This is a genomic window from Aeromonas sp. Prich7-2, from assembly GCF_017939255.1.
GTDB lineage: Bacteria > Pseudomonadota > Gammaproteobacteria > Enterobacterales > Aeromonadaceae > Aeromonas > Aeromonas caviae.
Map to the genome: position 1 here is coordinate 30468 of NZ_JAGKRI010000117.1, position 15037 is coordinate 45504.

Sequence of the window (15037 nt, forward strand, 5' to 3'; positions counted from 1 at the left end):
AGATTACCCTAATCACTCCCGCTCAAACAGCGCTGCCGCCGCTGGAAAACCAAGATAACCGCATTCTGCCCTGCCCGTTGAAGGCAGCGAAAAACACCTGTTTTACCTCACTCTGGCAGCATCATGCACATCGAAAAATCATCACGACCGCATCTTGATTCATCCAGAATAATGCGGTCGCCTCGACTCAGCCCCGTTCGAACAGCGCCATGGACTCCAGATGACCGGTGTGGGGGAACATGTCCAGCATCCCCAGACGGGTCAGCTTGTAGCCCCCCTGCACCAGCACCTGACTGTCACGGGCCAGGGTGACCGGGTTACAGGAAACATAGACCACCCGTTTGGGGGAAAGTGCCGCCACGTGGCTCATCACCTCCAGCGCCCCGGGTCTGGCCGGATCCAGCAGTACCAGATCGAACCCTTCCCGGGCCCAGGACATGCCCACGATGTCGCCGCTCAAGTCCGCCTTGTAAAAGCGGGCGTTGTTGATACCGTTGCGGCGGGCATTCTCCTGTGCACGCGTCACCATGGCGAACTCCCCTTCCACCCCCACCACTTCGCGGGCCTGACGGGCCAGCGGCAGGGTGAAGTTGCCGATGCCGCAGAAGAGGTCCAGCACCTTGTCATCCTTGCCTGCGTCGAGCCAGCTCAATGCCTGCTCCACCATGCGCTGGTTGACGGGCCCGTTGACCTGGATGAAGTCGCCGGGAGCGAATGCAAGAGACAGGCCATCCAGCGTGTAACTTGGTTGAGACTGTTGACGCAGAGGTTCGATCTGCTCGTCCGCCGCCTGCAGATAGAGGTCTATCCCCTGGGCGGTGGCAAACTCAGTCAAGTGCGCCCGGTCCGCCTCGGTGGGGCGACCGGTGTGGCGCAGCAGCATCAGAATGCCCTGCTCCCCCTGAATGAGTTCCGCATGGCCCAGTTCGCGCTGGCTCTTCAGCCGGTTGAGGCATTCGCGCAGAGGGGCGATAAGGGCGGAGAGGGGCTCGGCCAGCACAGGACAGCCGGCAATCTCTACCAGATCGTTCGACTGGCGACGACGAAAGCCCACCCGGGTACAGCGACCGTTCTTGTCAAACTTGATGGCCAGACGGCAGACCCGGCGGTAGGCGCGGGACTCCCCCGTCAGCGCAGGTGCCAGCGTAGGCGCCTGGATGTTGCCAAGGCGCTCGAACAGGCTGACCAGTCCCGCCTCCTTGGCCGCCAGTTGATCTCCCTCTCCCAGGTGCTGGGCACTGCAACCGCCACACTCGCGATAGTGGTCGCAGAAGGGGGCGACCCGGTTGGCCGCCGGGGTCACCACCTGTTGCAGGGCGGCGTGGGCATAGTGCTTCTTGTCGTCGATGATGCGGGCCTTGATGGCCTCGCCGGGCAGCGCCCCTTCGATGAAGATGGCCTTGCCCTGATGACGGCCGACGCCGACACAGTGGTGATCCAGACTGTCTACCGTAAATTCAATACGTTGGGGCTGGGTGGATTTCTTTTGGGGCTTGAAAAACTGGGCCATAAAACTTGGTGCCTATAGGTGGCTATGTCATGATTGTGGAATCTGCGGCAGACCATTGTCCCACAAGAATAATCGTATGACCAAATACGGCCTGAGGGCCCCAGCCGCGGCATCCGCCCCATCGTCCATTCTGACCAAAAGTGGCCCATTGATATGACCGGATACGGCCTGAGACCCCGTACAGCGACAATGACTGTATTGCCTGCCCGACCCCAGTGCCTGCATGCGCCCCGGATCATGGCTTCTCTTGCGAAAGGCGGGTCGGCGGCATGACCAAGTACGGTCTCAGGGCCCGGGTGCTGGCCTTCACCATCTTGCCGACCCTCATCATTGGCGGCCTCATCGCCGGCTATTTCACCTTCCACCGCTATCAGCAGCTGGAAAACAACCTCATCGATCAGGGCATCAACATCATCGAGCCCCTGGCCATCGCCAGCGAATACGGCATGACACAGCACAGCCGCGAATCCCTCAAGCGGCTGATCGGGCTCACCCATCGCAAAAACTCGCCCTTCATCAAGTCCATCGCCGTCTTCACCCAGGAGAACCAGCTGTTCGTGACGTCCAACTACCACAGGGACTTCAGCCAGCTTCGTCTGCCGGACGGCAGCGTCATCCCGGCCCTGACCAGCGTCTCCGTCAACGGCGATGACATCATACTGCGCACCCCCATCCAGGCAGAGACCAGCCTGGACGGCTTCCCGCTGCCAAGCGATCTGGAGCCGCCGGTCATCGGCTACATCTCCATGCAGCTCGCCACGGACAGGGCCATCGTCCTGCAGTACCGCGACGCCTTCTTCGCGGTCATCATCGTGCTCATCGGGCTGGCCATCAGCGCCCTGTTCGGCTTCCGTCTGGTCAAGAGCGTGACCCAGCCCATCACCGACATGGTGCAGGCGGTGCACCGGATCAGGGAGGGGCGACTCGATACCCGGGTCAGCGGCCAGCTCACCGGCGAGCTGGACATGCTCAAGAACGGCATCAACGCCATGGCCAAGGCGCTCTCCGAATATCACGAGGAGATGCAGCAGAACATCGATCAGGCGACGTCGGATCTGCGGGAGACCCTCGAGCAGATCGAGATCCAGAACGTCGAGCTCGACATGGCGAAGAAGCGCGCCCAGGAGGCGGCCAGGGTCAAGTCCGAGTTTCTCGCCAACATGTCCCACGAGCTGCGCACCCCGCTCAACGGGGTCATCGGCTTCACCCGCCAACTGCTCAAGACCAGTCTGACCCCGAGCCAGACCGACTACATGCAGACCATCGAGAAGTCGGCACGCAACCTCCTTGGGATCATCAACGACATCCTCGACTTCTCCAAGCTGGAGGCGGGCAAGCTGCAGCTCGAGCACATCCCCTTCAGCCTGCGGGACACCCTCAACGAGACCATGCACCTGCTGGGGCCGAGCGCCCACGACAAGCAGCTCGAACTCTCCCTCCAGGTGGATGCCGCCGTGCCGGACTACCTCACCGGCGACCCCATGCGCCTGCAGCAGGTGCTCACCAACCTCACCGGCAACGCCATCAAGTTCACCGAGCGCGGCAACGTGGACGTGCGTGTCGAGCAGACCGGGGAATCGAACGGCAACAAGGTGCGCCTGCGGGCGCTGATTCGCGATACCGGCATCGGCATCTCGGAAGAGCAGCAGCGCCAGTTGTTCCAGGCCTTCAACCAGGCAGACTCCTCCATCTCCCGCCGCTATGGGGGCACCGGGCTCGGGCTCGTCATCACCCAGAAGCTGGTGCAGCAGATGGGGGGCCAGATCCGCTTCGAATCCGAACTCGGCAAGGGGTCGGTCTTCTCGTTCCACCTGGATCTGGATGTCTCGCCCCTGCCCCAGAGCGAGCGGCTTCCGCTGGATCGCATCCAGGGCAAGCGGGTCTGGCTGCTGGAGCCGGATCCCTTCACTCACGCCTCCCTGCTTGCCCTGCTGGGAGAGTGGCACCTGGATGTGCACTCCCTGACGGTGGACGAGGAGTGGCCCCCGATGAGCAGCCAGGACATGGTGCTCATCGGCAGCAGCACCCTGCACAGCCCGCAGCAGGTGATTGCCCGTCTCGACGGACTGGACGGCCAGCAGAACACCATAGTGCTGCTCAGCAGCCACGAGCCGGCCCTCTACGACGCCATGCTGGCCCACGGCGCCGTCCACTGCCTCTCCAAGCCCATCAACCATCGCAAGTTGCTGCACGCTCTGCTCTCCCCCGAGGCGGTACGCCGTGCCCCCCTGCCCGCGCCGACGCCGCGCAGCGTGCAGGCTGTCAAGGTGCTTGCGGTGGATGACAACGCCGCCAACCTCAAGCTCATCGCCGCCATGCTCAAGGAGATGGTGACCGAGGTGGTGGTGTGCAAGAACGGCAAGGAGGCGGTCAACCTGGCCCAGAGCCAGCCGTTCGACATCATCTTCATGGATATCCAGATGCCCATCATGGACGGCATCAGCGCCACCCAGGCGATCCGCCACCACTCCCTCAACACCGAGACCCCCATCGTCGCGGTCACCGCCCATGCCATTCCCGGTGAGCGGGAGCGCCTCATTCGCCAGGGCATGGACGACTACCTGGCCAAACCCATCGACGAGGGGATGCTGGCGCAGCTCATCACCGACTTCGCTCACCGGCGGCACCAGAATCACGGGGATCAGCAGATAGACTGGCCCCTCGCCGTGCGTCAGGCCGCCGGCAAGCCAGCCCTCGCCCGGGAGATGCTGACCATGCTGCTGGCCAGCTTCGACGAGGTGGAGCCCATCCTGGCGGCGGCGCTGGAAGGGAGTGCCGACGATGCAGACGTGCTGGCCCAGCTCCACCGCCTCAACGGTGGCTGCGCCTACTCCGGGGTGCCGGGTCTGCAACGCCTGCTCTCCCAGCTCGAGCAGCAGCTGCGCGACGGGGTCACCGTGAGCGATCTGGAACCCGAATTGCTGGAGCTGCAGGATGCCCTGGAGCAGGTGAGGCAGGAGGCCCCCCGCTACCTGGCCCTGACCGACTGAGGCGCTTTTTCTGACTGGACAGGCGGCAGGTGGTAACATCTGCGCCGTTTCCACAGGAGTCAACATGACCAACAACGATATTCTGCGCCGCCTGCGCTATGCCCTCAGCATCAGTAACGACCAGATGGTCGAGATCTTTGCCAAGGGCAATCTGGCCATCACCCATGCCCAGTTGCACGGCTGGCTGATGAAAGAGGCCGAAGAGGGCGAGGCACAGGAAGCGGGCTTCGCCGCCTGCCCGGACTCGGCACTGAGCCAGTTCCTCGACGGCTTCATCGCCCTGCGCCGCGGTGTGCGGGAAGATGCCCCGCCCCAGGTGATCCCGAACCGGATCAACAACAACCTGATCCTGCGCAAGCTGCGCATCGGCCTCAACTACAAGGAAGAGGAGATGCTGGGCACCCTCAAGCTCGCGAACTTCAACCTCTCCAAGTCCGAGCTGAGCGCCCTGTTCCGTGCCAGGGATCACAAGCACTATCAGGATTGCGGGGATCAGATCCTGCGCAACTTCCTGATTGGCCTCACCGCCAAATACAGGCCCGGGCCCTGATGACCGCCTCCGGCCAGGTGCGAGGCTAGACCATGGGCTGGCGCCGCCTGCTGACTCCACGCCCGTCGGCGAGCGGCGGCGCGTGCCGGTTCGCGGCGCGCTGGCGCTGGTCACTGCCCCTCATCCTGCTGCTCGGCGCCTGCCAGCCTGCGCCCTATCGTCTCAACCAGGATCATCAGAGCGCCAGCCAGAACGAACGCATCGCCTTTCTCATCCTGCACTACACGGATGAAGAGGATGCCCGCTCCCTACGCCTGCTGACCGAACCGGAGCACAAGGTGAGCGCCCACTACCTGATCCCCCGCGACACCGACGAGCAACCGTTCCCGGTCTACCAGCTGGTGCCCGACAGCCAGCGGGCCTGGCACGCCGGACGCAGTCGCTGGCATCACTACGCCGGGCTCAACGCCAGTTCGCTCGGCATCGAGATAGTGAATCTCGGGTATGACGAGAAAGACGCGGCCCTGCCCGCCCATCTGAGACACTGGCAACCCTATCCTCCTGCCCAGATCGCCGCCCTCGGCGCCCTCGCCCGGGATCTGGTCGAACGCTACCAGATCCCCCCCACCCAGGTGCTGGCCCACAGCGACGTCGCCCCCGAGCGCAAGCAGGATCCCGGCCCCCGGTTCCCCTGGCGCGAGCTCGCCCTGCGCTACGGTGTCGGCGCCTGGCCCGACGAGGCCCGGGTGGCCGAGCTGCGCCAGACGCAGCTCATCCCCTGGGATGCGCTGCAATGGCAGCAGCAGCTTGCCCGTTACGGCTACGGCCTCCCCCAGCACGGCGCCTGGGATGAGCAGAGTCGCGCCGTCCTGCGCGCCTTCCAGCTTCACTTTCGCCCCGCCCTGGTCACCGGCGAGCCGGATGCCGAGTGCCAGGCCATCCTCACCGCCCTGCTGGAGCGCTACTTCCCGGAACCAGGCTGAGACGCCCCTTCCCTTTCGCCCTCTGCACACGGATGCCCGGCCCCATGCCAGATGAGCACGGGGTTCACCCCGCCTTCCACTCCTGAAAACCACAAGGGACGCCGAAGCGTCCCTTGTGGTTTTCATACCTGCGAAGCGGCATCAGATCCCCTGACGGGCTTCCTGCATCAGCGCACGCATGTCGCTGACCGCCTTGGCCAGACCGTCGAAGGCGGCGCGACCGATGATGGCATGACCGATGTTGAGCTCATAGAGCTCGGGGATCGCGGCGATGGCCTTGACGTTGTGGTAGTGCAGGCCGTGGCCCGCATTGACCTTCAAGCCCTTGCCAGCGGCGTAGGAAGCTCCGGCTGCGATGCGCTTGAACTCGGCGTTGCGCTCGGCATCCGTGGTGGCATCGGCGTAGCGGCCGGTGTGGATCTCGATGAAGGGAGCACCGCTCGCGGCGGCCGCATCGATCTGCAACGGATCCGCATCGATGAAGAGCGACACCTGGGCGCCCACGGCGGCCAGGCGGGTCACCGCATCGGTCACCTTGTCCAGCTGGCCCGCCACGTCCAGACCACCCTCGGTGGTCACCTCGGTGCGCTTCTCCGGCACCAGGCAGACGAAGTGGGGCTTGATGCGGCAGGCGATGCCGATCATCTCCTCGGTCACCGCCATCTCCAGGTTCATCCTGGTCTGGATGGTCTGGCGCAGGATCTCCACGTCCCGGTCGGTGATGTGGCGGCGATCTTCCCGCAGGTGGACCGTGATGCCATCGGCACCGGCCTGCTCGGCCACGAAGGCGGCCTGTACCGGATCCGGATACTGGGTGCCGCGGGCGTTGCGCAGGGTGGCGATATGGTCGATGTTCACACCCAGGTAGATCTCGCTCATTGCTTACTCCTTGATACAGGTCATCTGTGAATGCCGGAGCGGGTGGAGCCCGCTCCTCTGTCCATGTGCCGCCGCAGGCCGGTTCTGGTCGCGGCGACAGCATTATTGTTCATGAAAGGCGATGTCATAAACACAAAACATCACCAGATAATAAAAATCAGCTTGAAACACTGCCTTTTCGCTTCAAAAAGAGCTCCCTGCTCTTCAGTTGACGCTTGCCGAGATAGGGCTGCAGCGCCAGTCGGCTGAAACGCTTGGCCGCCTGCAGCAAGGGAGGCGTGTCAAAACGCCCCTCGGCGAAGGCCAGCAGGTGGGCGCCGAGGAACAGGGTACGGGGATCCGGCGCCCGCTCGCAAGCGACAAAGCCGAGCTCCCGCTCGAAGCCGTAGAGCAGGGTGGGGTCGATGGGGGAGTCGTCGTCCGCGGCATATTCGAAGTCCACCGCGTAGCCCAGGGCCTGCAGCAGCAGGAACTCGAAGCGGCGCAGGGGCAGCTCCGGGGTCTCGCCGTCCGCCAGGGCCATGATGGCACGGGCATAGGCGTCGAACACCTCGGGGAAGGGGGTGTGCGCTTCCAGCAGGTAGTAGACCAGCTCGTTGAGATAGAGGCCGTAGAAGAGACGATCCCCGCCGAGGCGCAACGAGTGATCCGGGCACTCCACCTGGGTGAGGTTCTTGAGATCCCCCTTGCCGCGCCAGGCAATGGTGAGCAGGGTGAAGGGCTGAAGCAGCCCCTTCAGAGAGGAGCGTGGCCCGCGGGAACCGCGAGCCACCAGGGTGAATCGACCGCTATCCTGGGTGAAGACCTCGACCAGCTGGCTGGTCTCCCGATAGGGCCGACTGTGGATGACGAAAGCCGGGGTCAGCAATCAGTCGTCGCCATACCCGAGGCTGCGCAGGGCCCGCTCGTCGTCGGCCCAGCCGGACTTGACCTTGACCCACAGCTCGAGATGCACCTTGTTCTGGAACAGCCGTTCCATGTCGATGCGCGCCTCTGTGCCGATGGTCTTGATCTTCTCGCCCTTGTTGCCGATGACCATCTTTTTCTGGCCTTCGCGCTCCACCAGGATGAGCCCGTGGATGTGGTAGAGACCGGTCTCCTCCACCTTGAAGCGCTCGATCTCCACCGTCACCGAATAGGGCAGCTCCTCACCGGTGAAGCGCATCAGCTTCTCGCGGATGATCTCGGAGGCCATGAAGCGGGAAGAACGGTCGGTCACGTAATCTTCCGGGAAGAAGTGGACGTTCTCCGGCAGCAGATCCTTGGCCCACTCGCGGATCTTCTCCACGTTGGTGCCCTTCTCGGCGCTGATGGGCAGGATGTGGGCAAAGTTCATCTGCTGACCCAGCCACTCGAGGTGCGGCAGCAGATCCTCTTTCTCCTTGACGTTGTCGATCTTGTTGACCGCCAGCACCACGGGGCACTTGAGGTGGCGCAGCTTGCCCAGCACCATCTCGTCATCCTTGGTCCAGTGGGTGCCGTCCACCACGAACACCACCATGGCCACGTCCCCCAGGGAACTGGTGGCGGCGCGGTTCATCAGGCGGTTGATGGCCCGCTTCTCCTCGATGTGCAGACCCGGGGTATCCACATAGATGGTCTGATGGTTCTCCTCGGTGTCGATCCCCAGGATCCGGTGACGGGTAGTCTGGGGCTTCTTCGAGGTGATGCTGACCTTCTGGCCGAGCAACTTGTTGAGCAGGGTGGACTTGCCCACGTTGGGGCGGCCCACGATGGCGACAAAGCCGCAATAAGTGGTATCTGTCATGACCGCGTTCCCAATGCTGATGGAGTGAAAAGAGCGCACAGTGCCGGATCCGTCATGGTGCTCATGACAGCCGTTCCAGTGCTTGCTGCGCCGCGGCCTGTTCGGCCTTGCGGCGGCTGGAGCCGATCCCGACCAGGGGGCCATCCAGCCCATCCACTTCGCACTGGACGGTGAACTCCTGGTTGTGGGCCTCGCCCTTGACGTTGGTCACCGTGTAGGTCGGCAGGGATTTGCGGCTTCCCTGCAGGATCTCTTGCAGACGGGTCTTGGGATCCTTCTGTTCGATCCCGGGCTTGATCTCGCCAAGGCGGCTGGCATACCAGCCGAGCAGGAGGCTGCGCACCCGCTCCAGATCCGTGTCCAGATAGATGGCGCCGATCACCGCCTCGACGGTGTCGGCCAGGATGGACTCGCGGCGAAAACCGCCGCTTTTCAGCTCCCCCGGCCCCAGGATCAGGTGATCCCCGAGGTCGAATTCCCGGCCCAGCTCGGCCAGCGTCTTCTCGCGCACCAGGGTGGCGCGCATCCGGCTGAGATCCCCTTCCGCCGCCTGCGGGAAGCGGTGGAAGAGGTCATCGGCAATCACCAGACTCAGGATGGAGTCCCCCAGAAATTCCAGGCGCTCGTTGTGACGGGACCCTGCGCTGCGATGGGTCAGTGCTCGGGTCAGCAGCTCAGGATCCTGAAAGACATGCCCGAGACGGGACTGCAGTCTGTTCATCTTGATATTCATTTACTTGATTCCGCCAATGCGGTTGAAGCGCACACCGGTCGGCACCCAGCTCGGCAAGCTGGACCCTTCCTCGCGCTCGAATTCGAAACTGATCCAGATGGCGACCGCCTTGCCCACCAGGTTCTGCTCGGGCACGAAACCCCAGAAACGGCTGTCGGTGCTGTTGTCGCGGTTGTCACCCATCACGAAATAGTGGCCTTCCGGCACTACCCACTCGTCGGGGTAGGTGCCGGGCTGGCGATAGTAGCGGTCCACCAAGTCCGGCATCAGCGGGTTGCGCAAGGTCTCGTGGGAGACATCGCCCAACTGTTCGGTGTAGCGATCCAGCGGGATCCCCATCTGGCTGAACTCGCCGCGCTGCTCGAACTTGACGTCCAGCTTCTGGAAGCCGGGGCACGTTTTCCCTTCCTGCTCATCGCACTTGGGCCGGATCATCAGCTCCTTGTTGCGATAGATGACCCGATCGCCGGGCATGCCGACCACCCGTTTGATGTAGTCCACCCGGGTATCCAGCGGATACTTGAAGACCACCACATCACCGCGCTTCGGCTCGCCGGTCTCGAGGAACTTGGTGTTGGTCACCGGGTCCTTGAGGCCGTAGGCAAACTTCTCCACCAGGATGAAGTCGCCCACCAGCAGGGTCGGCATCATGGAGCCGGACGGGATCTGGAACGGCTCGAAGATGAAGGAGCGCAGGATCAGCACCAGCGCGATCACCGGGAAAACCCCGCCGGTCTGTTCAATCCAGACCGGCATGGGGGCCACCTTGGCCAGTGTCTTCTCGTCCACATCCGGACCGGCATTGGCACGGGCGGCGGCAATCTTGGCCGCCCGCTGCTTGGCCCAGACCAGCTTGTCGAGCGTCCAGATGATGCCGGTCAGCAGGGTGACGACGACGAGGATCAGGGAAAAGGTGCTTGCCATCGATTAATCCTTTCCGACGTGGAGAATGGCGAGGAAGGCCTCTTGCGGCACGTCCACACGGCCCAGGGACTTCATCCGCTTCTTGCCTTCTTTCTGCTTGTTCAGCAGCTTCTTCTTCCGGCTCACGTCACCACCGTAGCACTTGGCGGTGACGTCTTTACGCAATGCCTTGACGGTGCTGCGGGCGATGATCTGGTTGCCGATGGCGGCCTGAATGGCGATGTCGAACATCTGGCGCGGGATCAGCTCGCGCATCTTCTCCACCACCTGGCGACCGCGATACTGGGCGTTCTCCTTGTGGGTGATGATGGCCAGGGCGTCGACCCGCTCGCCGTTGATCATGATGTCCAGACGGACCATGTCGGAGGTTTCGAAACGCTTGAAGCCGTAGTCCAGGGAGGCGTAGCCGCGACTGGTGGACTTCAGACGGTCGAAGAAGTCGAGCACCACTTCCGCCATCGGGATCTCGTAGGTCAGCGCCACCTGCTTGCCGTGGTAGACCATGTTGGTCTGTACGCCGCGCTTCTCGATGCAGAGGGTGATGACGTTGCCCATGTACTCCTGCGGCAGCAGGATGTGGCACTCGGCGATGGGCTCGCGCATCTCCTTGATGTTGTTGATGGCGGGCATCTGGGCCGGGCTGTCGATGTGGATGGTGGAGCCATCGTTCAGCTCGATCTCGTAGACCACGGTTGGCGCTGTGGTGATGAGATCCAGGTCGTATTCACGCTCCAGACGCTCCTGGATGATCTCCATGTGCAGCATCCCGAGGAAGCCGCAGCGGAAGCCGAAGCCCAGCGCCGTGGAGCTCTCCGGTTCGTAGAACAGGGAGGCGTCGTTGAGGGAGAGCTTCTCCAGCGCATCGCGGAAGGACTCGTAGTCATCGCTGGAGATGGGGAACAGGCCCGCATAAACCTGGGGCTTCACCTTCTTGAAGCCGGCCAGCGCCTTCTCGGCACCGTGCTTGGCCAGGGTCAGGGTATCCCCCACCGGCGCACCGTGGATGTCCTTGATGCCGCAGACGACCCAACCTACCTCGCCACAACCCAGGCCGTCGGTGTCCACCTGCTTCGGCGTGAAGATACCGATGCGATCCACACCCCACACCTGACCGGTGCTCATCACCTTGATCTTGTCGTTCTTCTTCAGGGAACCGTTCTTGATCCGCACGAGCGACACGACCCCGAGGTAGGAGTCGAACCAGGAGTCGATGATCAGCGCCTGCAGCGGCGCCTCCGGATCCCCTTCCGGGGACGGGATCTTGGCGACGATCTCTTCCAGCACCAGATCGACACCGAGGCCGGTCTTGGCGGAGCAGCGCACCGCGTCCACCGCATCGATGCCGACGATGTCCTCGATCTCCTCGGCAACCCGCTCGGGCTCTGCGGCCGGCAGGTCAATCTTGTTCAGCACCGGCACCACTTCCAGCTCCATTTCCATGGCGGTGTAGCAGTTGGCCAGAGTCTGTGCCTCAACCCCCTGACCGGCATCCACCACCAGCAGTGCCCCTTCACAGGCAGCCAGGGAGCGAGAAACCTCGTAGGAGAAATCCACGTGGCCCGGGGTGTCGATAAAGTTCAGCTGATAGGTGTTACCGTCTTGTGCCTGGTAGTTCAGGGTCACACTCTGTGCCTTGATGGTAATGCCGCGCTCGCGCTCCAGATCCATGGAGTCCAGCACCTGGGCCTGCATCTCGCGATCGGACAGGCCGCCGCAAGTCTGGATCAAACGGTCCGACAGGGTCGACTTACCGTGGTCGATGTGCGCAATAATCGAAAAGTTACGAATGTGTTTCATCGAGCAAGAATCACTCAAAATTAAGTTAGGGTCGGATATGAGGGCAGGATTTTACTGGATAACCCGGTCGACGGCCAATCTTTAGTCGGCGGGCCCCACAAATAGCGCCTTGTCTGGCGGGCGTTGGGCACCTGGATGCCCTCCGCCAGACCCGGCCCCTCAAGAGAAATGACGGGTATTGAGCACCACCCCGAGCATGCGGGGACCGTATTCCCCCTGCTCGAGCCGGTCAGAAAAGTAACGAACCAGTAAAAATCCGATGGCGCCGCCCAGCAGACAGCAGAGGATGGTCACCCCCTCTCCCGCCGACAAGAGCGGCACCAGCCAGAGCTGGCCGAGCAGGGCGCCCAGCAGCAGACAGAAGAGCGGCAGTACGTACACCAGGGCCGCACCGCGCAGGATGCTGGCCTGAGGGATGCCCAGGCGGATCTGCTGGCCCACCGCCACATCGCCGGTGAGGGCGACCCGCAGCCGCTGCGCCTTCATGGGAAAGGCCTTGGCGACGGTGCCGGTCCCGCAGCTGGATTGTTGGTGGCAACCGCTGCAGGCAGATCGCCGCTCGCACTCCACCCAGGCGTGATTGCCGTCGATGGCCACTACTGTGGCCAGCTCTTCACTCATGTTACTCACCTGATGACTCCTCACAGGGGACGGTGGATGCTCCGGATCTCAGCACGGAGGCACCCTCAGGGCAAGTCTCACGGCAAAGACTCACTGCACCGCCTCGTTGCGGGCCAGTGGCTGCACTGCCTCGGCGATGCGCTTGGCGGTTTCGGCGGGCACCTCGCCCACCACGGTGATCTCCACCCCGACCTCGTTGACGAAGCTCACTAGCGAGGTGGCCCCCTGGCGAATCAACTGCTGGCGCACCGCCTGCTTGGGATCGACCCGGGAGACGTAGACGGAGAGATCCACCAGCCCGTCGGAGAGCATCATGTAATCCACCGGCAGACTGGTGCTGACCAGCTGATGCCGATCCTGAGAGAGCACCTTGAAGCCATCGGGCAACCAGGTCAGGTGCCAGTTGAGGGTCTGCTGGGGAGCGGGATAGGCATCTTCCAGCGCCAGCGCATCCGGCAGCTTGCTGCGTGCCAGGGTGACCAGCCAGGGGGCCGGCGCAGATTGCCTGTCCAGATCCACCCCCAGCACCTGCTCCACCAGATTGCCCTCTCGATCCACCATGTCCACCCGCAGCAGCAGATGGCTCTGTTCGTCAATCCAGAGCACGAAGCCGTACTTGTCCGCCTCCTTGGGCACCAGCCGCACCACTTGTGCCACCAGGCCGGCCACCCGGCTGCGGCCCGCCAGCACGGGGTCATAGCTCTCCATCACCCGGGGCAGCGGCATCCTCACCAGGCTCGACCAGACCCCGGGGAAACGCGCCCCCTTGAGGGTGTAGGGTTCATGGGTGTTTTCGAAGAAGGTGTATTCGTTCTGGCGTTGCAGGAACTCCACGGCCTTGCCGTCGAGATAGCTCAGGTGAGCCACCTCCTTGCCATCGATGATCCCGTGGCTGAAACGGATAGGCTCGAGGCGCCCCTGGCGGGCCTTGACCATGGACAATTCGAAGTTTTGTTGCGAAACGGCACTCTGCATCTGCTGCAACAAGGCCTCGGCCGACAGATCGTCGGCCGAGGCCTTGGCACAAATCAACAGGAGAGAGGCCAGCAGGATACGGCTGGACTGGCGCACGATCTGATCCCTAAAAATGCGTTATTCCTGAATCTGCTTGTCTTGCAGCAGACGCTGTTGCAGTTGATGGTCGCGCAGGAAGGCATTGATGCGCTCGCGCTGCTCCTGCATCTGCTGCTCGCTCAGACCTTGCTGACGCACACCGGTCCGGCTGCCATCCTGGGGATAGTGCACGCTCACCGGCGCAGCACTGCCACCCACGGGTATGGTATTGAGCACCGGGCTGGTCGGCACACCATCCTTGCCCTGGTACTGCTGCACGCCGAAGATGACGGCGGCAGCCACGGAGGCGGCAATGGCATACTGCCCCACTTGCTGGCCAAAGCGGCGAACGAAGGGGATCACCTTGCCGGCGGGCTGCACCTGGGGCGCAGCAGGCTGTGCCGGCTTGGGCGCCAGTATGGTGGGTTCATCCTCCAGCGCCAGCATGATGCTGTCGCTGAGATCCAGTTGCAGATTGACCGGCAGGTCACCCCGCATGGCATCACCGATCAGATGGTAACGCGACCAGGTATCCTGCAGAGCGGGATCCGTTCCCAGCTCGTTCAGTACCTCGATTTCGCTAAGGTCGCCATCCATCAGGGCTGAAAGTTGCTCTTTATTTGCCATAAGTTTGCCTGTCTTTCCCCAGTTAATGCTCGATCAGAGGTTGCAGCTTTTTATCGATTGCTTCCCTCGCCCGGAAGATGCGGGATCTCACCGTACCCACCGGACAATCCATGATCTCCGCAATCTCCTCGTAGCTCAGCCCTTCCATTTCACGAAGGGTGATCGCCGTTCTCAAATCTTCTGGCAAGGCTTCTATGGCGGTAAACACGGTACGCTTGATCTCGTCGGTCAGCGCCAGGTTTTCCGGGGTGGCCACCTCTTGCAGGGCTTCACCACCACCATAATATTCAGCCTCGTCCGCTTCGACATCACTGCTGGGCGGTCTGCGCCCCTGTGACGTCAGGTAGTTTTTGGCCGTGTTGACGGAAATCCGGTACAACCAGGTGTAAAACGCGCTCTCGCCACGGAATGTCGGTAACGCACGGTAGGCCTTGATGAATGCCTCCTGCGCCACATCCGGTACATCGCCCGGATTGTTGACATACCTGGCCACCAGGTTGACCACCTTGTGCTGGTACTTGCGTACCAACAGGTTGAATGCATTTTTATCGCCACGCTGGACCCGTTCAACCAGCTGTTCGTCCAGTAGATTCTGGTCGCTCATCAGAGCCGTAAAACCCCCATCAGGTTATCGTTTTTCTTTTCCGGCCCCTTCTAAGCGC

Annotated in this window: 14 protein-coding genes; 3 read left to right on the forward strand and 11 right to left on the reverse strand. The window is 62.7% G+C overall.

The window, feature by feature from the left end:
* Positions 1 to 187 precede the first annotated feature (187 nt).
* Positions 188 to 1510, reverse strand: a complete 1323-nt coding sequence (rlmD, locus tag J9892_RS16070) for a 23S rRNA (uracil(1939)-C(5))-methyltransferase RlmD (RefSeq protein ID WP_128296061.1) — start codon at positions 1508 to 1510, stop codon at positions 188 to 190.
* A 269-nt stretch (positions 1511 to 1779) separates the two neighbouring features.
* Between rlmD and barA the strand changes: the two genes are divergently transcribed.
* From barA to J9892_RS16085, 3 genes are all read left to right on the forward strand, one after another.
* Positions 1780 to 4500 (forward strand): two-component sensor histidine kinase BarA, encoded by a 2721-nt coding sequence (gene barA, locus J9892_RS16075; protein WP_210538588.1) that lies wholly within the window; start codon positions 1780 to 1782, stop codon positions 4498 to 4500.
* A gap of 64 nt (positions 4501 to 4564) precedes the next feature.
* A complete protein-coding gene (locus J9892_RS16080) occupies positions 4565 to 5050 on the forward strand; it encodes a DUF1456 family protein (RefSeq protein WP_010675634.1) in 486 nt (161 codons plus the stop codon).
* 32 nt (positions 5051 to 5082) lie between these two features.
* Positions 5083 to 5973: an N-acetylmuramoyl-L-alanine amidase gene (locus tag J9892_RS16085; protein WP_161470273.1), complete on the forward strand. Its 891-nt coding sequence runs from the start codon at positions 5083 to 5085 to the stop codon at positions 5971 to 5973.
* Positions 5974 to 6114: 141 nt separating this feature from the next.
* On the opposite strand, the gene pdxJ is transcribed toward J9892_RS16085, so the two are convergent.
* The 10 genes from pdxJ to rpoE form a co-directional block, all read right to left on the reverse strand.
* A complete protein-coding gene (gene pdxJ, locus J9892_RS16090) occupies positions 6115 to 6852 on the reverse strand; it encodes a pyridoxine 5'-phosphate synthase (protein ID WP_010675636.1) in 738 nt (245 codons plus the stop codon).
* Positions 6853 to 7009: 157 nt separating this feature from the next.
* Positions 7010 to 7720, reverse strand: coding sequence for a DNA repair protein RecO (gene recO, locus J9892_RS16095; protein WP_039040537.1), 711 nt, complete (start codon positions 7718 to 7720; stop codon positions 7010 to 7012).
* Positions 7721 to 8620 carry a GTPase Era gene (era, locus tag J9892_RS16100; protein ID WP_041211854.1) on the reverse strand — a complete coding sequence of 300 codons (900 nt, stop codon included), beginning with the start codon at positions 8618 to 8620 and terminating at the stop codon, positions 7721 to 7723.
* Between the two features lie 61 nt (positions 8621 to 8681).
* Positions 8682 to 9353 carry a ribonuclease III gene (gene rnc, locus J9892_RS16105; RefSeq protein WP_010675639.1) on the reverse strand — a complete coding sequence of 224 codons (672 nt, stop codon included), beginning with the start codon at positions 9351 to 9353 and terminating at the stop codon, positions 8682 to 8684.
* Entirely contained in the window at positions 9354 to 10277 is a 924-nt protein-coding gene (lepB, locus tag J9892_RS16110; protein ID WP_010675640.1) for a signal peptidase I, read from the reverse strand.
* Positions 10278 to 10280: 3 nt separating this feature from the next.
* A complete protein-coding gene (gene lepA / locus J9892_RS16115) occupies positions 10281 to 12074 on the reverse strand; it encodes a translation elongation factor 4 (protein ID WP_042016225.1) in 1794 nt (597 codons plus the stop codon).
* Positions 12075 to 12233: 159 nt separating this feature from the next.
* Positions 12234 to 12695 carry a SoxR reducing system RseC family protein gene (locus J9892_RS16120; RefSeq protein WP_200164965.1) on the reverse strand — a complete coding sequence of 154 codons (462 nt, stop codon included), beginning with the start codon at positions 12693 to 12695 and terminating at the stop codon, positions 12234 to 12236.
* A gap of 90 nt (positions 12696 to 12785) precedes the next feature.
* The gene (locus tag J9892_RS16125; RefSeq protein ID WP_010675643.1) at positions 12786 to 13766 is read right to left on the reverse strand and encodes a MucB/RseB C-terminal domain-containing protein; all 981 of its coding nucleotides are present in this window, start codon (positions 13764 to 13766) and stop codon (positions 12786 to 12788) included.
* 21 nt (positions 13767 to 13787) lie between these two features.
* Positions 13788 to 14375: an RseA family anti-sigma factor gene (locus tag J9892_RS16130; protein WP_161470275.1), complete on the reverse strand. Its 588-nt coding sequence runs from the start codon at positions 14373 to 14375 to the stop codon at positions 13788 to 13790.
* 22 nt (positions 14376 to 14397) lie between these two features.
* Complete coding sequence (gene rpoE, locus J9892_RS16135) at positions 14398 to 14979, reverse strand: RNA polymerase sigma factor RpoE (protein WP_171865323.1); 582 nt, start codon at positions 14977 to 14979, stop codon at positions 14398 to 14400.
* Between the last annotated feature and the right edge of the window lie 58 nt (positions 14980 to 15037).